At 43.5% G+C, this 19,751-nt stretch carries 25 protein-coding genes and 2 pseudogenes; 6 read left to right on the forward strand and 21 right to left on the reverse strand.

Translation table 11 applies throughout. The features are described 5' to 3' along the window. Positions 1-94 precede the first annotated feature (94 nt). Both ompN and uspF read left to right on the forward strand, forming a co-directional pair. Positions 95-1,228, forward strand: coding sequence for a porin OmpN (ompN, locus tag A7589_RS02645; protein ID WP_000836967.1), 1,134 nt, complete (start codon positions 95-97; stop codon positions 1,226-1,228). Positions 1,229-1,368: 140 nt separating this feature from the next. Further along, positions 1,369-1,803, forward strand: a complete 435-nt coding sequence (gene uspF / locus A7589_RS02650; protein WP_001082294.1) for a universal stress protein UspF — start codon at positions 1,369-1,371, stop codon at positions 1,801-1,803. Positions 1,804-2,087: 284 nt separating this feature from the next. Here the strand turns inward: uspF and A7589_RS22900 are convergent, their stop codons facing one another. Beyond that, positions 2,088-2,231 carry a hypothetical protein gene (locus A7589_RS22900; protein ID WP_165797956.1) on the reverse strand — a complete coding sequence of 48 codons (144 nt, stop codon included), beginning with the start codon at positions 2,229-2,231 and terminating at the stop codon, positions 2,088-2,090. A 949-nt stretch (positions 2,232-3,180) separates the two neighbouring features. On the opposite strand from A7589_RS22900, the gene A7589_RS02655 reads away from it, so the two are divergent. Beyond that, entirely contained in the window at positions 3,181-4,524 is a 1,344-nt protein-coding gene (locus A7589_RS02655; protein ID WP_108188712.1) for a sensor domain-containing diguanylate cyclase, read from the forward strand. A gap of 94 nt (positions 4,525-4,618) precedes the next feature. Here A7589_RS02655 and A7589_RS02660 read toward each other — a convergent pair. The 12 genes and pseudogenes from A7589_RS02660 to A7589_RS02720 all read right to left on the reverse strand — a co-directional run. Continuing rightward, positions 4,619-4,738 (reverse strand): annotated as a pseudogene (locus A7589_RS02660) (tail fiber assembly protein); the annotation flags it as partial. A gap of 18 nt (positions 4,739-4,756) precedes the next feature. Then, positions 4,757-5,050, reverse strand: coding sequence for a hypothetical protein (locus tag A7589_RS02665; RefSeq protein ID WP_108188713.1), 294 nt, complete (start codon positions 5,048-5,050; stop codon positions 4,757-4,759). A gap of 10 nt (positions 5,051-5,060) precedes the next feature. Beyond that, entirely contained in the window at positions 5,061-5,765 is a 705-nt protein-coding gene (locus A7589_RS02670) for a tail fiber domain-containing protein (protein ID WP_108188714.1), read from the reverse strand. 12 nt (positions 5,766-5,777) lie between these two features. After that, positions 5,778-6,047, reverse strand: coding sequence for a hypothetical protein (locus A7589_RS02675; protein WP_001544317.1), 270 nt, complete (start codon positions 6,045-6,047; stop codon positions 5,778-5,780). Continuing rightward, positions 6,047-7,336, reverse strand: coding sequence for a phage head spike fiber domain-containing protein (locus tag A7589_RS02680; RefSeq protein ID WP_133174879.1), 1,290 nt, complete (start codon positions 7,334-7,336; stop codon positions 6,047-6,049). Before A7589_RS02680 ends, A7589_RS02675 begins: the two co-directional genes overlap by 1 nt. Continuing rightward, positions 7,333-7,764 (reverse strand): hypothetical protein, encoded by a 432-nt coding sequence (locus A7589_RS02685; protein ID WP_133174880.1) that lies wholly within the window; start codon positions 7,762-7,764, stop codon positions 7,333-7,335. The genes A7589_RS02680 and A7589_RS02685 overlap by 4 nt, the downstream gene beginning before the upstream one ends. A gap of 61 nt (positions 7,765-7,825) precedes the next feature. Further along, on the reverse strand, positions 7,826-8,035 hold the full coding sequence (locus A7589_RS02690) for a hypothetical protein (RefSeq protein ID WP_000126790.1): 210 nt from the start codon (positions 8,033-8,035) through the stop codon (positions 7,826-7,828). Continuing rightward, positions 8,013-8,945 (reverse strand): GREB1-related protein, encoded by a 933-nt coding sequence (locus A7589_RS02695; protein ID WP_053287080.1) that lies wholly within the window; start codon positions 8,943-8,945, stop codon positions 8,013-8,015. The genes A7589_RS02690 and A7589_RS02695 overlap by 23 nt, the downstream gene beginning before the upstream one ends. After that, entirely contained in the window at positions 8,938-9,726 is a 789-nt protein-coding gene (locus A7589_RS23460) for a ParB/Srx family N-terminal domain-containing protein (RefSeq protein ID WP_001291102.1), read from the reverse strand. Before A7589_RS23460 ends, A7589_RS02695 begins: the two co-directional genes overlap by 8 nt. A 137-nt stretch (positions 9,727-9,863) precedes the next feature. Continuing rightward, entirely contained in the window at positions 9,864-11,321 is a 1,458-nt protein-coding gene (gene trkG / locus A7589_RS02710) for a Trk system potassium transporter TrkG (RefSeq protein WP_001097897.1), read from the reverse strand. Between the two features lie 137 nt (positions 11,322-11,458). Beyond that, positions 11,459-11,893 (reverse strand): lysis protein, encoded by a 435-nt coding sequence (locus tag A7589_RS23635; protein ID WP_502693645.1) that lies wholly within the window; start codon positions 11,891-11,893, stop codon positions 11,459-11,461. Beyond that, positions 11,883-12,134 (reverse strand): annotated as a pseudogene (locus A7589_RS02720) (DUF1367 family protein); the annotation flags it as partial. The gene A7589_RS23635 and the pseudogene A7589_RS02720, both read right to left, overlap by 11 nt. Before the next feature lie 867 nt (positions 12,135-13,001). Here A7589_RS02720 and A7589_RS02725 point away from each other — a divergent pair. After that, positions 13,002-13,343 (forward strand): TehB family protein, encoded by a 342-nt coding sequence (locus tag A7589_RS02725; protein ID WP_001445776.1) that lies wholly within the window; start codon positions 13,002-13,004, stop codon positions 13,341-13,343. 82 nt (positions 13,344-13,425) lie between these two features. Here the strand turns inward: A7589_RS02725 and A7589_RS02730 are convergent, their stop codons facing one another. Next, positions 13,426-13,551 (reverse strand): Hok/Gef family protein, encoded by a 126-nt coding sequence (locus A7589_RS02730; RefSeq protein WP_001445775.1) that lies wholly within the window; start codon positions 13,549-13,551, stop codon positions 13,426-13,428. 522 nt (positions 13,552-14,073) lie between these two features. On the opposite strand from A7589_RS02730, the gene A7589_RS02735 reads away from it, so the two are divergent. Further along, complete coding sequence (locus A7589_RS02735; RefSeq protein WP_000200358.1) at positions 14,074-14,847, forward strand: KilA-N domain-containing protein; 774 nt, start codon at positions 14,074-14,076, stop codon at positions 14,845-14,847. 120 nt (positions 14,848-14,967) lie between these two features. Here A7589_RS02735 and A7589_RS22735 read toward each other — a convergent pair whose 3' ends face one another. The 7 genes from A7589_RS22735 to A7589_RS02775 form a co-directional block, all read right to left on the reverse strand. Then, a complete protein-coding gene (locus A7589_RS22735) occupies positions 14,968-15,471 on the reverse strand; it encodes a hypothetical protein (protein ID WP_000137958.1) in 504 nt (167 codons plus the stop codon). A gap of 162 nt (positions 15,472-15,633) precedes the next feature. Then, positions 15,634-16,056: a DUF977 family protein gene (locus A7589_RS02750; RefSeq protein ID WP_001141108.1), complete on the reverse strand. Its 423-nt coding sequence runs from the start codon at positions 16,054-16,056 to the stop codon at positions 15,634-15,636. A gap of 15 nt (positions 16,057-16,071) precedes the next feature. After that, positions 16,072-16,833 carry a DUF1627 domain-containing protein gene (locus A7589_RS02755; protein WP_000450662.1) on the reverse strand — a complete coding sequence of 254 codons (762 nt, stop codon included), beginning with the start codon at positions 16,831-16,833 and terminating at the stop codon, positions 16,072-16,074. Between the two features lie 22 nt (positions 16,834-16,855). Beyond that, positions 16,856-17,602 carry an ATP-binding protein gene (locus A7589_RS02760; RefSeq protein ID WP_000788970.1) on the reverse strand — a complete coding sequence of 249 codons (747 nt, stop codon included), beginning with the start codon at positions 17,600-17,602 and terminating at the stop codon, positions 16,856-16,858. 6 nt (positions 17,603-17,608) lie between these two features. After that, complete coding sequence (locus tag A7589_RS02765) at positions 17,609-18,466, reverse strand: YdaU family protein (RefSeq protein ID WP_000899746.1); 858 nt, start codon at positions 18,464-18,466, stop codon at positions 17,609-17,611. Positions 18,467-18,478: 12 nt separating this feature from the next. Continuing rightward, entirely contained in the window at positions 18,479-18,901 is a 423-nt protein-coding gene (locus A7589_RS02770) for a toxin YdaT family protein (RefSeq protein ID WP_000693801.1), read from the reverse strand. After that, complete coding sequence (locus tag A7589_RS02775) at positions 18,898-19,152, reverse strand: helix-turn-helix transcriptional regulator (RefSeq protein WP_001072343.1); 255 nt, start codon at positions 19,150-19,152, stop codon at positions 18,898-18,900. Before A7589_RS02775 ends, A7589_RS02770 begins: the two co-directional genes overlap by 4 nt. 79 nt (positions 19,153-19,231) lie before the next feature. Between A7589_RS02775 and A7589_RS02780 the strand changes: the two genes are divergently transcribed. Then, positions 19,232-19,651: a helix-turn-helix domain-containing protein gene (locus A7589_RS02780; RefSeq protein WP_000233320.1), complete on the forward strand. Its 420-nt coding sequence runs from the start codon at positions 19,232-19,234 to the stop codon at positions 19,649-19,651. Positions 19,652-19,751 lie beyond the last annotated feature (100 nt).

Genomic DNA, 19,751 nt, shown 5'->3' on the forward strand with positions numbered 1-19,751 from the left:
GACACTTATCGGCTAATGGAACTTTTCCTTTAGGATGTTTTCACTTCCCAAACGGGGAGAGAAAGGCAAATAAAATAACTAAAGGATTTTTTCAATGAAAAGCAAAATACTGGCACTCTTAATCCCTGCCCTGCTCGCCGCAGGTGCTGTACATGCAGCAGAAATTTATAATAAAGACGGCAATAAATTAGATCTTTATGGCAAAGTTGATGGCCTGCACTATTTTTCTGATAGTTCTGCAAAAGATGGCGATCAGAGCTATGCACGTCTTGGATTTAAAGGCGAAACACAAATTAACGATCAACTCACTGGCTATGGTCAGTGGGAATATAATATTCAGGCAAACAATACTGAATCCTCAGAAAACCAATCCTGGACTCGTCTGGCATTCGCCGGATTGAAATTTGCAAATTACGGTTCTTTCGATTACGGACGTAATTACGGTGTAATGTACGACGTAGAGGGCTGGACCGATATGCTGCCAGAATTTGGCGGTGACTCCTACACCAATGCAGACAACTTTATGACCGGTCGTGCTAATGGCGTAGCGACATATCGTAATACTGATTTCTTCGACCTGGTTAATGGTCTGAACTTCGCAGTGCAGTATCAGGGTAATAACGAAGGTGCAAACAACGGTCAGGAAGGCACCAACAACGGACGTGATGTTCGTCATGAAAACGGCGACGGCTGGGGGCTTTCCACAACCTACGATTTAGGTATGGGCTTTAGCGCGGGCGCGGCATACACCTCCTCAGACCGCACCAATGACCAGGTTAACCATACTGCGGCGGGTGGCGATAAAGCCGATGCCTGGACTGCCGGGATTAAATATGATGCTAACAACATTTATCTGGCAACCATGTATTCCGAAACGCGTAATATGACACCATTTGGCAACAGCGATTACGCCGTTGCGAACAAGACCCAGAACTTTGAAGTCACTGCCCAATATCAGTTTGACTTTGGTCTGCGTCCGGCAGTGTCTTTCCTGATGTCTAAAGGGCGTGACCTGAACGCTGCTGGTGGTGCTGATAACCCGGCCGGTGTTGACGATAAAGATCTGGTCAAATACGCCGATGTTGGCGCAACATATTATTTCAACAAAAATATGTCTACCTATGTTGACTATAAAATTAACTTGTTGGATGAAGATGACAGCTTCTACGCCGCCAACGGTATCTCTACCGATGATATTGTCGCTTTAGGTCTGGTTTATCAGTTCTAATCCTGCCTGCCCGCCTCTCTGGCGGGCTTTTTCTACTTATTAAATCCTGCTTAATCTAAATTAAAAATGTGAACTCCGTCATTATACAAAAGACCTCATCTGGCGTTACACTTTATGCGGATACTAAAACAGGAGGTTTTATGAACAGAACGATTCTTGTCCCTATCGATATTTCCGATTCAGAATTAACTCAACGCGTGATTAGCCATGTTGAGGCCGAGGCAAAGATTGATGATGCAGAGGTTCATTTCCTGACGGTAATACCTTCGCTGCCCTACTATGCCTCTCTGGGTTTAGCGTATTCCGCAGAATTACCGGCAATGGATGACCTGAAAGCGGAAGCTAAATCGCAACTGGAAGAGATAATTAAAAAATTCAAGCTGCCGACTGACAGAGTGCATGTTCATGTTGAAGAAGGTTCGCCAAAAGACCGCATTCTGGAAATGGCGAAAAAGATCCCTGCTCATATGATCATCATTGCCTCCCATCGACCGGATATCACCACCTACCTGCTCGGCTCTAACGCCGCCGCCGTCGTGCGTCATGCAGAGTGCTCCGTGCTGGTCGTGCGCTAAAAACTAACGCCCGCACGTCGCTGCGGGCTTTTTGATTCATTTCGCAAATGTGCTGACATTTTCCCCTCTAATCCGTACCATACACGCCACAGTTTTTATATCAGATTTCTTATGCTGGACATTCCGGCATGACGCATACTCTTCTGATGCCATATAACGAATTGAGTCGCTTTTAAATGTCGCAAAATCAAGAAATTAGTAAGAAAGAACAATACAACCTGAACAAGTAAGGGCAAAAATCACAACTATCTGACTCATAAGTATTTTATTTATTTTTCAATATGTTAAACATTATCGGCAACTACAATAAGCCACGATAACCCACTCTTTTTTTGCCCCATTTTTGCCCCTTTTGCAGCGTTTTGCCCCATTTTTGCCACCGAAAAAATTCTAAGAATTCTCATTCTGTGGCCTGTGAGTTGGCCCATGATTTCTTTCCTAGAGAATCAGTTCCGGCTGTAAATCCACTAACGGAATTTCACCAGCCAACCACAATACATTCTCGCATACAGCGTAGCGTGGTTCTCTTTACGATTTAAAGCTGTGCTGGTGAATTATGAGCAATTCGAATCCATGCATAACGTGTGGTGCCTGTTGTGCATTTTTCCTCGTCTCTTTTACCGGGCTGAAATCGATGATGCTGGCTGTACCATCCCCGTTAGGTTCACAGAGCACATATCCCCTTATCTCCGAAGCATAAGCGGTACGAATCAGGAAAACCCAAGATGTATTGCCCTAGCCAACCGCTCTAGGAAAAACGCTTACTGCACAATATATAAAAATCGCTCATCTACATGCAGTGAATTCGCGATGCCTGGTCTGAATGGAGAAGTAAAGGAGGAGTGAAATCGAGCCAGAGCCAAGCTGGACTTCCCCCAATTTAAACCCTTTTTCAGCCTGAAACAAAGTTACATGACTTCGCATCAAAATAGTACGCTCTAACAAAAAATGTCAGATGTCTGCAGGCTTGTTAGTTCGGCTAAAAAATCTAAATCGAGTTCAACATGACATGACCAACAACGCAATAAAAGATATCGGATTCACCGCAAATAGGTACAATCGAAGTCTGCTCTTCCCCTACATATGCCATACACAGAGCATAATTTCACACTAATTATCAGTATGAATACTGACCGCCTCAAATGGCTCTGTGACATACATCACAAATAATAACACATTAAAAATTTCACTCAAAATTCACTATATACACCTTAAATTAGCAGGCATATTAATAACCAGCAAACCATTCAAAAGTCATCTTTACAGAAAAAGATAATTTCAGCATCTATAACAAATGGTATACTGATTTAGAATAAGTTACCCTGAGACATATTTATTGATACACATGAATAAATATGCATTTTTTTAGGTGGCAGCATGACTACTCGTACAGTACCTGTAAGTTTAAAAATATTTTCCATTATATTCATCTTTGTTTCATTTTTTCTCATGCAGTTACATGAGAAAAATTGGCTATACCTTACACAAACAACCCAAACCAACTATATTATCTTTATTGTAGGCCTGTTTTTTATAAACCTTATGATTTGTATATTTATGTTTTTATACTATACATCTCATCAAAAACAAATTTGCCTGCTGATTCTAGCCATTGCATTCCTGAACAATCTCTATTATTTTGTAGAGACAATAATTATTGTGCAAACACCAATATCTTCTGAATCCTTAATAATCCAGAAGGCAAATGACGCCGCAATATTTTACTTTTTCCGTCAAATAAGCTTTGTGTTAATTTCCTGTGTTGCTATTTTTTCAAGCCATTCAAAAGAAATTTACACTTGTGCAAATAGAAAAAATACATTCACAATACTATTTGCCATACTAATTCTTATTTTCATATCATTTACAGCCAAAATATTAAGTAGCGCGAATGAAAGCTACTCTATTAATATAGTATACTATTCCTCCGTCAGCCATCAATTGACATGGAATACATTCTACATTAAGACGATAATTTATTTCTGGCTATTACTTCTTGTTTCTTCATGTTTTTTTATTAAAAATTATTCAAAAATATGGTTTTGCATTAGCTTTATCAGCATTGCTCTAGCATGTGATAACTTAATATTATTGCATTTTATGGATTCACGTTATCCTATATGGTATTGGGCCAAAGGGTTTGAACTAGCATCCAGCCTATATATCATATGCACTCTAATGTATTTTATATTTTTGAAATTAAAATATTCAGATTATCTGGCATCACACGATTTTTTAACTAACACTTATAATAGAGGTGGTTTTTTAAATGCCTTCAAGACAATATTAAAAAATAACAATAATAATTCCATTTGTGTATTAATGCTCGACATTGATCACTTCAAGAAGATAAATGACCAGCATGGACATCACACTGGAGATATAGTAATAAGCACAGTAACAAAGATTATTGCAAAGACAATCAGGAACAAAGATTTATTCGGCCGACTTGGAGGGGAAGAATTCGCCATTGTATTCAATGATCTTTCATTTTCTCAGATCTCAGCAATCAGCGAAAGAATAAGAAGGAATGTTGAAGTGAAAACACAAAATCTTACTGTTAAATATGGGGTTGAAAGAGTCACTATCAGCATAGGTGGGTTCATCACTCTTTCAAATAAACTCATGCCTTCAGAAATCTTGGCTCAAGCAGATGAATCGCTATATGAAGCCAAAAGAACTGGCAGAAACAAGGTAATCATACATAGCGAGCTATCATAGCTATTTAGTGGCAACAGACGATATTATACTTACTGATCATTAAACCGCAGCATATTACCAGTATAATTTGCTGCGGAATATAATTAACTAGTTTTCAATTAGCTGCAGGAATGAGAGGCCACTCAGTATCCGGTGCAGTTGATGTATCAACACGGTTCAGCAACACCCGATACTTCTTCCAGGCTTCCAGCAACGAGGTTTCGCCCTCCGTTGCATATACAGCTCACCTTTTTCACCCGCGATTAATCAACAGCCAGACCAGCAGACACGCCACCACCGGCACAGCAAAATCCATCAGGCTTGCCACATCCCATGCACGTGGATCAAAACCGCCCCACCACGGCATATTCATTCGCTTGCCATGCCCGAACATTTCAATCCAGCGATATTCTGCCTGGGTGTGTTCACGCGCAATGAAGAACGTACAACCGGCTATCGCTCCGTAAGCCCAGTTCCCGGTAAAAAGACCAACCAGTACCTGCGCAGCCACAGCACAAAGCGCGTGAAGGAAAGGTGTTATATCCATTACTCCTCCTTTATCCAATATCGCTTCGGGAAGTTAATAACAACTTTAATTCTGACTCAAGTTCATCAACTCTTTCAGTCAGCTTCTGGATATGGTGAATCAGTGGAACAACCAGACGTTCGTACATTACACCTTCGGCAACAAGGCCATTGCTGGAAATGGTTTCCGGTGCATCATCTTCGTTAGCTGGTCGCCAGTGAACAAACTGAGGGGCAATTTCTCCTACTTCCTCGGCAATCAATCCATAGAATCCCCAATCGCGCCTGTCATTTTCGCATTGCGACCTGTACCATACAGGGCGCATCTTGAAAATGAGATCGGCGTGCTCCGAATCTATCGTCTCTACTGAATGTTTATAGCGGATAGACGATGTTGACCGCAGCACAGACGAAATTGCGGGGTCAGGATTAAGATAAAGGTTTGCCGCCGCAGTAGTCGTGCCCAACCCCCATAAATAAAACGCTTCACGGCCAGTCAGCGGGTAAAAATCTCCACCATAACGACCACTTTCCAGATCGTTCACTTCCAGTTTGTTTTTCAGCTTATTATCAACTTCAGTTTTTGTGTATCTGGAGCTGATATCCTGCTTTGCACTGGTCATATCAGCCTGAAGCGTTGATACTTTTACGTTAATTGAGGAAATATCTTCCTTGGCTTTACTGACATCTCCCTTTAACGTGGTGATGTCTCCTGGAATTACTGTTTTTGTAACCATTGTCTTACTCCATTAAGCCCATGTCCTTACATGCTGATCTGTCGTAATGAAAGGCATTAAAGAAGATATGTTTTTACTGCCATCAACAATCCTCATGTTTACGAAAAAACCACCGCGATCAATGCCTGTACATCTTTCGTTTTCTGGTTCCTCGTAATCAATAATGCAGCCAATAACATCAACAAGAACCCCATTTTCTTCTTCAAGACTGAACAGGCCACTGTCATATACAATTGCGTTAAACTGTTCTCTGTTATCGAATCGTAATGTTATATCCCGCATTATACGTATTCCTTAAGCTGCGTATCTGACAATGCTCTGTTCCAGAAACGGAGGTTTTTTATATGACCATTAAGGTGTCGTAATCCTGTCGTCGTTTGCCCCCCGATACGAATCACGGCTGCTTCACGAATATATTTCCATACTGTTTTGGTTTCAGTGCTTATATTCTTATTTGCAAATGAACATGTCATGCCGTCAGCCTTAACCCTGAATCCCATAACGAGATCTCTTACTCCGCATGACTCATATACACGCCGGTTAGCCCCGCCTATATCGCAATACGAATAACCATCCTGACTGATAGTTCCAGAAGAACCAAACCCCATAATAAATGGGCCTCCGGACTGGTGATTTTCTGAATCAATGACACGCGGTGCAGCATTATGAGAAATAAACCAGTTTTTATGGACTTCCACCATGAACGTAAAAGGCATGGTATACATATTTTTCATCAGCGGAAATTTACATAAATCTGATGCACGAGTCGCTGGCTCTGTTGTCGTTATGATAAAGGAAGTTGCACAAGCACCATACTCGAATTGCGGGGTGGTTACTTCTATCCAGTCACCTGTTGCAAAAGACCCCACAGCTCTGTCGGCTGCAATTTGCAGCTGCGTACCAACCATTCCCCATTCTGGCAGACATTTCAGTGTTGCCTGAAAATATATCCATCCACTACCAGGGTCGATTTCAAAGTTTGCTGTTAATAGCTGGGCATTACCACCCGTAATTTGTAGTTCATGAGTCTGTAATGACAAATAGGCGTCACAAAGGAAAGTGTATCCTTCCGAGTTATACCGTTCAAAACGGATACGTGCGCGAACATTGAGATCACTTCTTACCCTGAACGACGCGGTAACATACGGACCTTTACTGTACTGATCATCGCCAGTCACATCTATGCCTTTATTACCAGCAACTGTGCATATATTTCTCCCTGTTGTCGTTCCTGCTATATCGCTTCCTACTGTGAAACGTCCATATTTAAACTCAAATTCATCTGTTGATGATGTTACAGATATACCACCGCTTTTATTCCAGGCATCAGGATTAAAACTATTTACGAACATGTTTGTTCGCTGATTCTCTATCAGCAAACCATATTTTTCAAAACGAGGAACGTTATTACCTGCTACGGTAATATGCCCGGACTTATCAATATACGTTGCTGATGAAGCCCGGCTAAATTGGCATATGCCATTAACAGGCATTGTTATTTCATCACTGCCGATGGTTATTGTTTTATAGCCCGGCGCATACCCTGTTATCGCTTCCAGAGAATCATTCAAGGGTAGCCAGATATCAGGAAGCGGAGGGACAGAAGCAGGATCAGCGGCATCTTCTGCAATCCGGGCTGCATTCTCTGCTCTTGTTGCGGCTGACGTTGCTTCTGTCTCGCTGGCTGCTGCTTTTGTTTCACTCGTCTTTGCGTTAGTTTCACTGGTTTTTGCAGCTTTTTGGCTATTAGCTGCCGCTGTTGCAGAACCAGCTGCGGCACTCTCGCTTTGGGCTGCTGCATCCTGACTGTTTTTCGCCGCAGTTTCGCTGGCTTTGGCATTCGTTTCGCTGGTCTTCGCTGCCGTCTGGCTGGACTTTGCGTTAGTTTCGCTCGTCTTCGCTGCTTTCTGGCTGTTAACCCGTCTATAGGTTTTAAGTCCTTCATTGGCGTAAACCAGCGTTCTCCACCGATGATAATTTTCTGATTAAGAATAAACATCCATAACCTCATTCAATGCGTCCCCCTGTAGTGCAGTACCACAGTCCGGTCTGCTCATCAGTTAGTCCTGATTTTTATCCACCCTGAGTAGTTCGCGCAGGGCAAAGGCATCCCCTTTTCTGGCAAGCTTAAACAATGCCGCCCGTAGCTCGGCTTCACCTTTCGCTCTGCCCTTACGGATGGACGCGTAAAAATTTGTCATTGCTTCCCGATTTTCTTTCAGTCGGTTCAGATCAACATCCAGAACGTCAGCGATTTGTTGTGCAGTCATCCGGCACGCTGCCAGAGACTCGACTTTCGAATACGGAATCATTTGTCACCCCCATTAATATGCAGGGTGTCTTCTTCCTGTATTTTTCGTGAAGGATTTTTACTGCAGCGTTGTTCCAGGTGACCTGATGGTGAATGCGTTTATGGCTGGCGCCCATCAGTGAGATTTTTACGCACGACGGCGCATACATGACGGAATAAAAACTTTTAACGTAGGTCCCGGAATCCAGATACAGCTCGGTCATTCCGCCGCTGTTTTTCTGCGTCTGTTTCTGCCCTAACTGGACAGCACCGATCGTCATAAACAATTCACCACGGCGACCGAGATTCGTGTACGTATTCACATCCTCGTTAATGCGCCCCATGAATGAGAACGGTCGATCAACCGAACAGATAAAGCTGTTCATTGCCTTGCGTTTCACCCACGAAGCATGGCCGCCATTGTCACCAAGAAAATCCCCGCCCTGCGACATAGCGATGGAAAGCGCGGGTATTGATTCGTAATACGCCAGCATTTCAGAAAGGATCGCATCCAGTTTCCTTATCGGGAAATAGGCCTGGTCATAGTTGCGATCCACCCGAAACTGGAACTCGTGATAATCATCATCGAGCTGAATGAAGTATTTACACCCGACCAGTTTTGCCAGGTCGAAACAGGCATTACGGGCGTAAAAAATTGAGCGGCGGTCACCAAAATTATCGGCTTCGTCAAAACGACTGGCAATATCGGCTTTGGAAAATACCAGCACCTGTTCACCAAATTCAGCCATGTACTGATGCCGTGTCTTATCTTCATCATCAACAACGATAAAAATTTTCCCGGTATAGCCAGCACGACGCAACGTCCGGTAAGTCAGAACTTTGTCCGGTCGCCCGTGAGTCAGAATAAAGGCGCAAAAATCATCACGCATATTCCTCCTCCCCGCTATGCATGATCGCCACCATGCGCTGCGTCATTCGGACAAATCCATTTTCAATAGCCTGCTGATAATCAATGATCACCAGCGCCGACTCCTCGAAAAGGCACTGAATTTCAGCGGGGGCATGAGCGTAATAGTCCGCAATTCTGCTGAAATTAAACACCGTGTGACGTTCTGCCGCACACAGGAGGAATTTCTCAATATCAGGATCAAGGGACGCCGAACGTATCCGGCTGATCAGCTCCTGAGTTTTCGTATCGTCGTACAGTTCACTGATATCCGGTTTACCGCCCGACGGCTCATAAACAGGCGTATCAATTTTCGTCGTATACGGCTCCTCCTTATTTCCTGTACCGGGCAAAACATCCGTCAACAGTTCATCAATTTCTGTCGGGCCGAAGCCTGTCAGGGAGACATCAAAATCAGCATTGATTAGGTCCGACAGCTCCATCCGCAACAGATCTTCATCCCAGCCAGCATTCATTGGTAGGCGATTATCTGCCAGGCGGTACGCCTTTTTCTGCTCATCCGTCAGGCCAGACAGAACAATGACCGGAACAGAATCCATTTTGAGCATTTCAGCCGCCATAACACGACCGTGACCCGCAATAATTTCGCCCTTTTCGTCAATCAGCACCGGATTAGTCCAGCCGAATTGCTTAATACTTTCTACCAGTTGTGCCACCTGCTCAGTACTGTGCGTCCTGGCGTTGTGCGCATACGGTGACAATTCTTGTAATGGGCGATAGACTATCTTTAATTTCTCGCTCATACAGCCTTGCTTTATGAATAAAACGCACCCCAGCAGCCAGTGCTACTGGGGGCGGAGGTGTTGCTGGTAAAGTTAGGTATTGGATCAATGAGTGAGTCAATATAATATTAAACTCACAATTATAAATTAGCCATATATTAGGAGCGCCAAAAAAAACCTGAAAACAATATAATAACAGGATAAATTTCAAGGCGACCAAGAATCATAGCTATGCACATTAAATATTTTGCAATGTCATTAAGCACTCCGAATGACGATGCAGTAGCCCCAAAACCTAATCCCATATTATTAATACATGCAGCCACTGTTGCAAATGATGTAAGAAAATCATATCCCATACCATTTAACACCAGTATAAAAAACACCGTGAAGAGAGTATAAAGAAAAAAGAAACTCCATACAGACCTCATTACACGATCTGTAACTATCTTCCCTCCTACATTTACACTCAACAACGCTCTGGGATGAGAAAGCTGATTTATCTCGTGTTTGCTTTGTTTGAAAAGTATAAGAAATCGAAGTGACTTAATTCCACCACAAGTTGAACCTATACATCCCCCAAAGAAACTTGACGACAGCAAAAACACTATCGTGTGCGTGGGCCAGCTTGCATAATCCTGCGTAGCTAAACCATTATCAGTGAGCATGGAGCTGGCAAGAAAAAACGAATGAATAAAACTTCCATGCAAGTCATACATACCTATATGCCAGACCTGGAAAGAGGTAACAATGATCACCCCTAAGGCTATTAACAGAAAGAAACGAAGTTCAATATCTCTGATTAAAGGTTTTATCGTTTTCCTGCTAATAACAATATACCAAAGAGTGAAGTTGAAAGCCGATAGCAGGGAAAAAGAACCAGCCACCAGCTCAACCAAATAGTTATTAAAATATCCGATACTCTCGCTATGAGTTGAGAAACCACCAAGCGAAACTGTGGAAATCCCGTGACAAATAGCATCAAACAAAGGCATTCCTGCAAGTCTATAACAGACAATACAAGCAATACCTAATAAAGAATAAGTTATCCACAGTGTCCGTGACGTATCGGCCAGGCGGGGAGTGAGTTTGTCATCCTTAAATGGCCCCGGCATTTCTGACTGATAAAGCTTTGCACCACCAATACCCAATAATGGCAATACTGCAACCGCCAGAACAATAACTCCTAAACCACCTATAAAATTTAACTGTGACCGATAGTACAAATATGCCCGAGGTAATGAACTAACATCATCAATTACAGTTGCTCCTGTTGTTGTTATTCCAGAAACCCCTTCAAACAGAGCATCAATGAACGTTAAATTAAGTTCTGAGTCAATCCATAAAGGGAATGCACTAATAACAGAAAACAAAATCCAAAACATTACAATTATAATAAACCCATCACGGGTACGTAATTGAATGCCAGATTTCTTAGTTGTATACCACGCTCCGCCACCAATGCAAAAAAATATAACGAAAGTTATAAAGAAAACGAACAGGCTTTTTTCTTTATAAAACAATGCTACAACCATTGGTGGCAACATTGAAAGACTATAGAGCCAAACCAGGAACCCACACATATGAGTAACAACTCTTACATGAGATGTATTCATATCTAAATATTCTTTCAATTATAACCACCTTGCTGCAATATTATGATTATACTGTATAAAATTTAACTCCTCTTAGATCTTACTTCACTGTTCCTTATGAAACAATCATCAAAATGAATCATATTGTAGTTAAGATTTTACTTTAAACACTGCTCGGTTATGTATTGCTGAGCACCTTCAAGTTGGGCCTGCATCATTACCAGTCGTTCCCGGAGGGTGAAATAATCCCGTTCAGCGGTGTCTGCCAGTCGGGGGGAGGCTGCATTATCCACGCCGGAGGCGGTGGTGGCTTCACGCACTGACTGACAGACTGCTTTGATGTGCAACCGACGACGACCAGCGGCAACATCATCACGCAGAGCATCATTTTCAGCTTTCGCATCAGCTAACTCCTTCGTGTATTTTGCATCGAGCGCAGCAACATCACGCTGACGCATCTGCATGTCAGTAATTGCCGCGTTCGCCAGCTTCAGTTCTCTGGCATTTTTGTCGCGCTGTTCTTTGTAGGCGATGGCGTTATCACGGTAATGATTAACACCCCATGACAGGCAGACGACGATGCAGATAATCAACGAATCCTGAAACCAGCTTTCGTTCGCGAGGCGTGATCGCCCCACCGACCGGAGTCCAGTAATCGAATCCCAGTTGCAGGAGTTTGAAAAAACGCTTGTGGAATGCGTAGTTACGCACACGCTTAAAGTCTGCGTGTATCCACTCGCCTATTTTGATTTGATGCAAAAAATCGCAACTCTCCGGCGTCGCCGGGAGAAGTAGTCCAGAAGAGGTTTGTTTGACCAGTTGTATATGCGCCATTTCTCAATCTCTCGATGGCGCAGTGCAGCAGATGCCAGTTGTTCAGGCTGACGAATAAAGTATAAATAAACTGGCTATGGTGTAAAGCTCCACATAACATGAACAAACACTACATATCAAATAGCTGATACAAGGATAGAAATACAACACTTATTATTAAAAACGATTAGATAAATTACATTTTAATGTTATGAAAAAGTTCTTTTTTATCATAACATTTCAACAAAAGCATTACAGATGCACATCCCGTCATCATCAATTATTTAAGGTGGTTAAACATGGAAAATAACAACTATGCACATCTCGCTCCTTTTTTATCCGTAATCCTTTTCGCTGGCTGTTTTATATGGGCATTATTTTTATAAAGTAGCCGCATGATTAGTTTCTGGAATCATGTTTCCCACTCAAATCATTAACATTTGATAAGATATATCTAAAAGGATGCCTTTACATTATTTGATGCGTATATGATTTATTTATATGCACAGTAAAGGCATCCTGGAAATAATCAAGATTAATGATATATTGCTTATCTCATCCCCCACTGTCTTTCACCCGGAAAACATTTATCGTTAAAAATATATCATAAGTAATTAAATTGAAATTTCAGAACACAACTAATGCACACAATAAGATTCAGTAACAGTAATCTATGCGGACTATATCGAGATTTTTTAGTTAAACTTTAATAAGTTATTCCTAACACACAGAATGCACAAACTAAAAGTAAAACAAATAGTTATACGAAAAACAACCATATTGATTCTATCTTCTCCTCTAATCAACATATCAATTATGTGTTTCATAACAGCTTGACATAACCCTCAAAAAGGTGCATTTATAATGCATGTTTTATGGGAGGTGGTTATGACACACAAGAGAATTCCTAAAGACTGGGTAATCAAACGCTCAACTCCGTTCTTCACAAAAGAGAACGTACCTTCAGCGTTATTAACACATCATAATACAGCAGCAGGTGTTTTTGGACAGTTATGCGTGATGGAAGGTACTGTAACATATTATGGTTTTGCTGATGAGAATGCTACTGAACCGGAGATAAAAGTAGTCATTAATGCTGGCGCTTTTGCAACAAGCCCACCACAATACTGGCACCGTGTTGAACTAAGCGATGATGCTCAGTTTAATATTAACTTTTGGGTAGCTCCAGACTTCTCAGGCGAAAAAGTCTATACCGCAAAAAAAGAATAGCCACGCTATAAATATCTTATTAACTAGTCCCGGCGTGGTTCTTTCCCCGCTGGGTCTTTTACTCAGATTAGTAGTCTACGAATCAGAGCCTCCGTCTGCCAGTTCGGATTCGTACCTCGCAGAGGTCTTTCCTCGTTACCAGTGCCGTCACTATGACGGTTAAACAGATGACGATCAGGGCGATTAACATCGCCTTTTGCTGCTTCATAGCCTGCTTCTCCTTGACCTTTCGGTCCGTAAGAGGCTAATCTCTATGTGTCGCATAGATATGGCCTCAGATTAATGTTAAACGTCTTGCAGGACGCGTAATGTTAACTGGGGCTTTTCTCTATCTACCTTTGGTGTTCATGCCCGAGGCAGATAGCCTCAAGCACCCACAGCAATTCTAACTATCCAATACATCACTGCCAACACTTTAAACTCTTACCCTTTAAAACAAGAACAAAATTCAACCAATCAGCATTGGGCGTATACTCATATCCTAGAGAAAACAACTCTTTCTGTACTATTTATATCCATATGATTTATAAGCATTTGCCACTTGCCATAGCCGCACAATGACAGTTTGCCATTTGATGTCAATAGATAAAAATGATCGTTTTCAATGAGTTACATACTTGCAAGGCGTTGCACATCAGGCCCGATTACGTCAGTATCAAAAGATTACAGATGGTGCATTACTGCCACCTCGCCTTAATGTTCCAGAACTCTCCAACTTGAGGAATTTTCAATGACATCCTTTCAATTATCTTTGATTTCTCGTGAAATTGACGGCGAAATAATACATTTACGTGCCAAAGATGGTTACATAAACGCCACATCAATGTGTAGAACTGCGGGCAAACTGCTCTCTGATTACACTAGACTCAAAACTACTCAAGAGTTTTTTGACGAATTATCACGCGATATGGGAATTCCCATATCGGAGTTAATTCAATCATTTAAAGGTGGAAGACCTGAAAACCAAGGGACATGGGTGCATCCTGACATCGCTATTAATCTAGCGCAGTGGCTATCGCCCAAATTTGCAGTCCAGGTTTCAAGATGGGTTCGTGAATGGATGTCAGGGGAAAGAACTACAGCAGAAATGCCTGTACATTTAAAACGGTACATGGTTAATCGTAGTAGAATTCCTCACACGCACTTTTCTATTCTTAATGAACTGACATTCAACTTGGTTGCACCTCTTGAACAAGCAGGGTACACACTCCCAGAAAAAATGGTTCCTGACATTTCACAAGGAAGAGTATTTTCACAATGGTTAAGAGATAATAGAAACGTAGAACCCAAAACATTCCCTACCTATGACCATGAATATCCCGATGGTCGCGTATACCCTGCAAGGCTGTACCCAAATGAATATTTAGCAGATTTCAAAGAACATTTTAACAATATTTGGTTGCCGCAATATGCCCCGAAATACTTCGCTGACCGGGACAAAAAGGCTCTCGCCTTGATTGAAAAAATTATGCTACCTAACCTCGATGGCAATGAACAGTTCTAAATGATTAGCCAGCCCCATAAGGGCTGGTTATTTAGTATTATCAACCCCAGCGGCAAATCGAATACACCACCAGCGCCACCGCCATCGCAATTCCTACCGTTGTGAATGCTTCAGGCCAGGTCATCGTAAAACATCCTCCACGCTTATAAGTCCGCTTCGCTCCAGGTAGTCCATCACTTTATCCGGCAATTTGCAGCCCGGTTTCGGTTTCTTCAGTTGACTAACCAATTGTTTAACCAGCATTGTCAATTCGCGAACTTGTTTCCCGGGCTCCCCTTTGCCCTGAAGCAGGGCAGCGCGGCAAGCGTTCCATCCCTCAGCATATGTTTCAGTTACACCATCGAGATGGCATGTAAGCAAATCCATTTCTTCCGGCACTACGGGCGCTGGAAAAACGGCATAGGGTGGCGTCCATTTTGGCGCTTTATCTCCAGCCGAACGCTGATACCAGTCATCCGGTTTGTATTCATAAAAATCACCAACTGGCTCTGCTTCCAGCGATGCCAGAGCAATTTTGAATAATTCGCCCTCTACCCGTGCCATCCCTGAATTGGGGTGGCATTTCTCAATCGCTATTTTTAATTTAGCTTCTTCGATTAATTGCTTTTTGGTTAATTCAGTCATTTTTCATTACCGCCCTTTCGGGCCGCCTCCTAATATTTTGAGGGTGCAGCCCCCCCCCTCCGGTTAAGGATTAAATTTTATTTACAGTGCTAAATTTAATTATTCAGATTTGGATTATGATTTCTCTTTCAGTTCACGCAGTTCCCTGATTGTTAATTTGGCTCACAACAGCACATCCTGAAAATTACCCTGATAGAACGCCAGTACACGCTGCATGACTTCGCTCTTCCGGCACTCGCGACAGATTATATTCAGACGCCTGTCATAGCGGCGTATTTCTCCGTCTGGTAATGACCAGATAAGGTCCGGATCAACTACAGCAGGTTTCTTCACCTTTGCCCTCGATAGTTTTTTGCGGGCGTTTTGCCAGTCTTTACGCGCCTGTTCAGACGGGAATAACCCGTAACCAGAGTTGTATACATCGCCACTGGCAACCAGCTCACTGGCGAGAACACTCATCAGATATCTTGTCTCACCTGTCTTGGCTTCCAGTTGCCGTAACGTCTCGCGACCGCTCAGAGGTACAAGTTCAACAACCTGTCCTTTAATTTTTTCTCGCTCTTCTGGTGTAAATACTTTTGCCATAGGTGCCTCCGGCAATCACTTTTCCGATGCAACATGGCGGGAAGAATCAGTAATCTGTCGTACAATATCCCTGTGCTTGTTCAACTCACGCAGCGCGGCGCAGACACGCTCCCACTTCTGGACATGATTTTTCGCCCGACGCAGTTCGCGGTTTGCCATATGCAGTGATGGTAAAACCAGGTCATCCGCTCGCGTTTCAGTAAACGATGGCAGCGACTGCACAATGTCCGCCACAGTTTCTGTTTTAATATCTTCCTGTGTTGCAGCCTCCTGTACTGGTAACGCAACACCTGCGGTCTGAGGAAAGGCCTTACCATCAGTTTCCGCTACCGATGCTGCTTTCGGCTCTGCTGGTAAATTATCGCCCGGTATGCAGTAACGAAATTTACCGCCCTGATTTACGCGAATCAGACGACCTTTGCTGATTGCCATTGCCAGCGTTGAAGCCACTTTGCGTGATGTGGTACCAAACAATGTAGCCAGCTCATCAGCCGTTTGTGGTCCTCGTTGTTCAATCGTCGCGGTTAAATCGCACTCTGAGATTTTCGCTACTGTTGCTGTGGTGATTTCTTCCGGCAGTTCTGCCTGCGCTGGCTGTTCCTGCTGAACGTTGTTATCAGCCACACGCCAGGTGTACGCGCTTTTATCAACAAAACCAGCCTTTTTCAGTTCCCATAGTTCGTTCAGCACTTCTTCACGACTGATATCAAGTCGCGCAGCAAGTTCTATGGATGTGGCTTTTCCCATTGCTTTCAGTGCGTCAAAAACAGTCTCCATTAAATTTTTCTCCCGGTAAAAATTACTTCGCAATTCCTGGCTGGACGACATTCGGACGCCAGCTCTCCCAGTTAAAATTCACCCATCGCCCGCCGTTCATGGTCATGCGATCCATAATCCGCTCGCCGAGCAATGTTTTCATGGCCTCATAGTTCAGGTTTGTCAGCATCCCCACGCTGCGCATCGACGCTGTCCGGCGATCAACAATCTGGTGCAGTACCACCTGCTCGTTTTTCGTCTCGCGCTGAATGCCAATTTCATCAAGAACCAGCAGATCCACTTCGCACAGTTCCCGCAAAAATTTTTCGCCTGACTGCCCATCGTCATAGCTGGCGTGCAGGGCACTCATAACATCAGCCACGGTAACCACAATCACTGTCTGACCGTCTTTCAGCAGGCGATTCCCGATAGCTGCCGCTAAGTGGTTCTTCCCGGTACCAGGTTTTCCGCTGAACGCAAAATTTGTACACCCGGTCATCAGTTCATCAGCGATGGATTTCGCCTGACTCAACGCGTATCGCTGCCCTTCGTTCTGCACCTGGTAATTCGAAAACGAGCATTTGCGGTGCAATGGCTGGATGCCAGAGCGATTCAGAATTTTTTCCACCCGCAACTGACGATTCTGACGGTTGATCTCCTCACAACGTTTCTGGCCTTCGGAAAGTTGCCACTCGCGCCACTCCGCTACCGTCTTGAATGGCGCGGTTACATGTGACGGGGCCAGTCTGCGGATACGTTCAAGAACATCGCCTGTCGCAATATTTTTCATGGTCAGTTACCCCCTGAAGCCTGGCGGGATCGCACTATCCGGTAACGAGACGGTGTTAACCTGTCGGAGTAACGTCTCAGGTCGAACACCTTTCGGCGCGAACAAGCCCTGGTATTCATTGGCGATGCTGTGTCGAATCACCTGCTCAGGTGAAAAACCCTGCTGGCGGAATTTTTCCAGCTCCCGTATCGCCCCGTTAGCGCCCTGCTCCGTTCGAATCGGTTTTCGCAATGCCTGGCGAAATTCAACCCACTCACGCCAAAGCGAGACAGAAATCCAGTTCGGCAAAGCAATATCCAGAGGGTCAAACTTTTTGACACCTCGATTCCCCCGGGGGGGATTTAGGGGGGGATCTGTTTTTAGATCTTTATCTGTATCTTTATTAGTTGCCTTTGTGTTGACATCATGTTCAAACACCACTTCAACATCTGTTTGAACACCTGTTAAATTTCTCTCTTGTTTTGTTTGAACATCTGCTTCCTTTCTGCTTCTTCTGGCCTGAACAGATGCTTTTCCTGCGGCTGATTTTTTGGTTAATTTTTCCCTGACTGATGCCAGATCTTCCTCAATCCGAAGATGCACCCATTCCTCGCCGTTATCGCAAAAAAACTCCTGCAAGGATGGTTCAACATCAGCCCATCGCTCGTTAGTCAGACGGGCAATTTTTGCCAGCCTGTTTTTAGGTATTGGCTTTCCTGTTTGCCAGTAATTGAACATCAGCAACAAATACGCACCATGCTCCTCTGCTGACAAATGCATGGTGTCAGCCAGGTAATCAGCTATGTACAGTTGCATGTATGGTAATGCGGCCATAATTGCCCCGTATGATGCTGCCCGGTGGCTTAGAATAAGCACAAACAGCATGGAAACTTTTGCTTAATGAACAATGACAGAATCGTCGGAAGACCCGCCGCCGCTGAAATGCGCTTTCCGGTAAACGGCCTGGACTGCATCATCATGCGCATCAATTGCCGTACTTAACGCTTCCTGCGCCGCCAGTAATGCACGGCGTTCCAGGGTATCGAAGATGCAGAGTCGGTGACGCAGCTCGCGCGGAAGGATTGCCAGAATTGCAGGGATCAGTTTCTGAATTTTTTCCCTTTGCGCTTCCGTTTCACCTTTTAACCAACGGTGATAGATGTTCTGCTGATTATTCCAGTCCTTGCCTGGTACCAGGGGCAATTCGCCGCCCCCCTGGCGCAGATATTCTTCAGTAATGGCATTGGCTACCCATGCCTGCCCTTTTTCGGCTGCCAGGGCTAACAACACTGACTCGATGTGCTCATGCTTGATTTTCATGAATCAACTCCCATCAGCTTTTTCGTAGTAGTTTTATTTCTGCCAATAGTTAAAATTACATCGGCAGAAAATAATCCGTTTGATGCATGAGCGATTTTTTCAGCGTAATTTGTTTCGCCGGTATATTCTGTGCGAGGCAATTTTCCGTTATCCATCCATTTGTAGATTGCTCTTTGGCTGACACCACAAACGTCGGCCACAACAGAAACGCGAACAGTTTTGATTACATCTTCAAGTGTTTTCTGGTTCATATCACCCTCACAATGTGAACTTTGAGTACATGCTATAACAGAACTGACAGTACATTCAAGAGCGAATATCATTGAACTTATGGTTCATGAAGATAAAGCGCGTAAAGAGTTCGCCAGTAGGCTTGCGCTAGCCTGTGAAAACGCTGGTTATGAACAACATGGAAGGCAGGCAGAAATTGCCCGTCGAATGAAATTAACACCAAAAGCGGTTAGCAAATGGTTTAATGGCGAAACAATTCCTCGCCGAGAGAAATTAAGGGAATTAGCAACACTCATTGGAACAACACCAACCTATCTTTTGGGAGAGGATACAGAAGAAAGTGGACAGGTACGTTTCTATCAGGAGTTAAATCCAAGACAAAAAATCATCATTGACCTTCTGGACGAGCTCCCTGACAGTGAGACAGATGAACTTTTAAAAACTCTTGAGGAGAAAAAACAGAAGTACAATGCAATTTACGAAGAGTTAGCACGAAAGAAAAAACAAAAAGCCTCTTAAACCAGCATAAATCCGGTAGCGCCCCCCTCCGGGTTTGTGCTTCACTTTATCCCATCTCATTTTTTTACACACAAAATGTACTTAAAGTACTTTACATCAA

Source organism: Escherichia sp. MOD1-EC6475, assembly GCF_003046645.1.
Classification (GTDB): Bacteria; Pseudomonadota; Gammaproteobacteria; order Enterobacterales; family Enterobacteriaceae; genus Escherichia; species Escherichia ruysiae.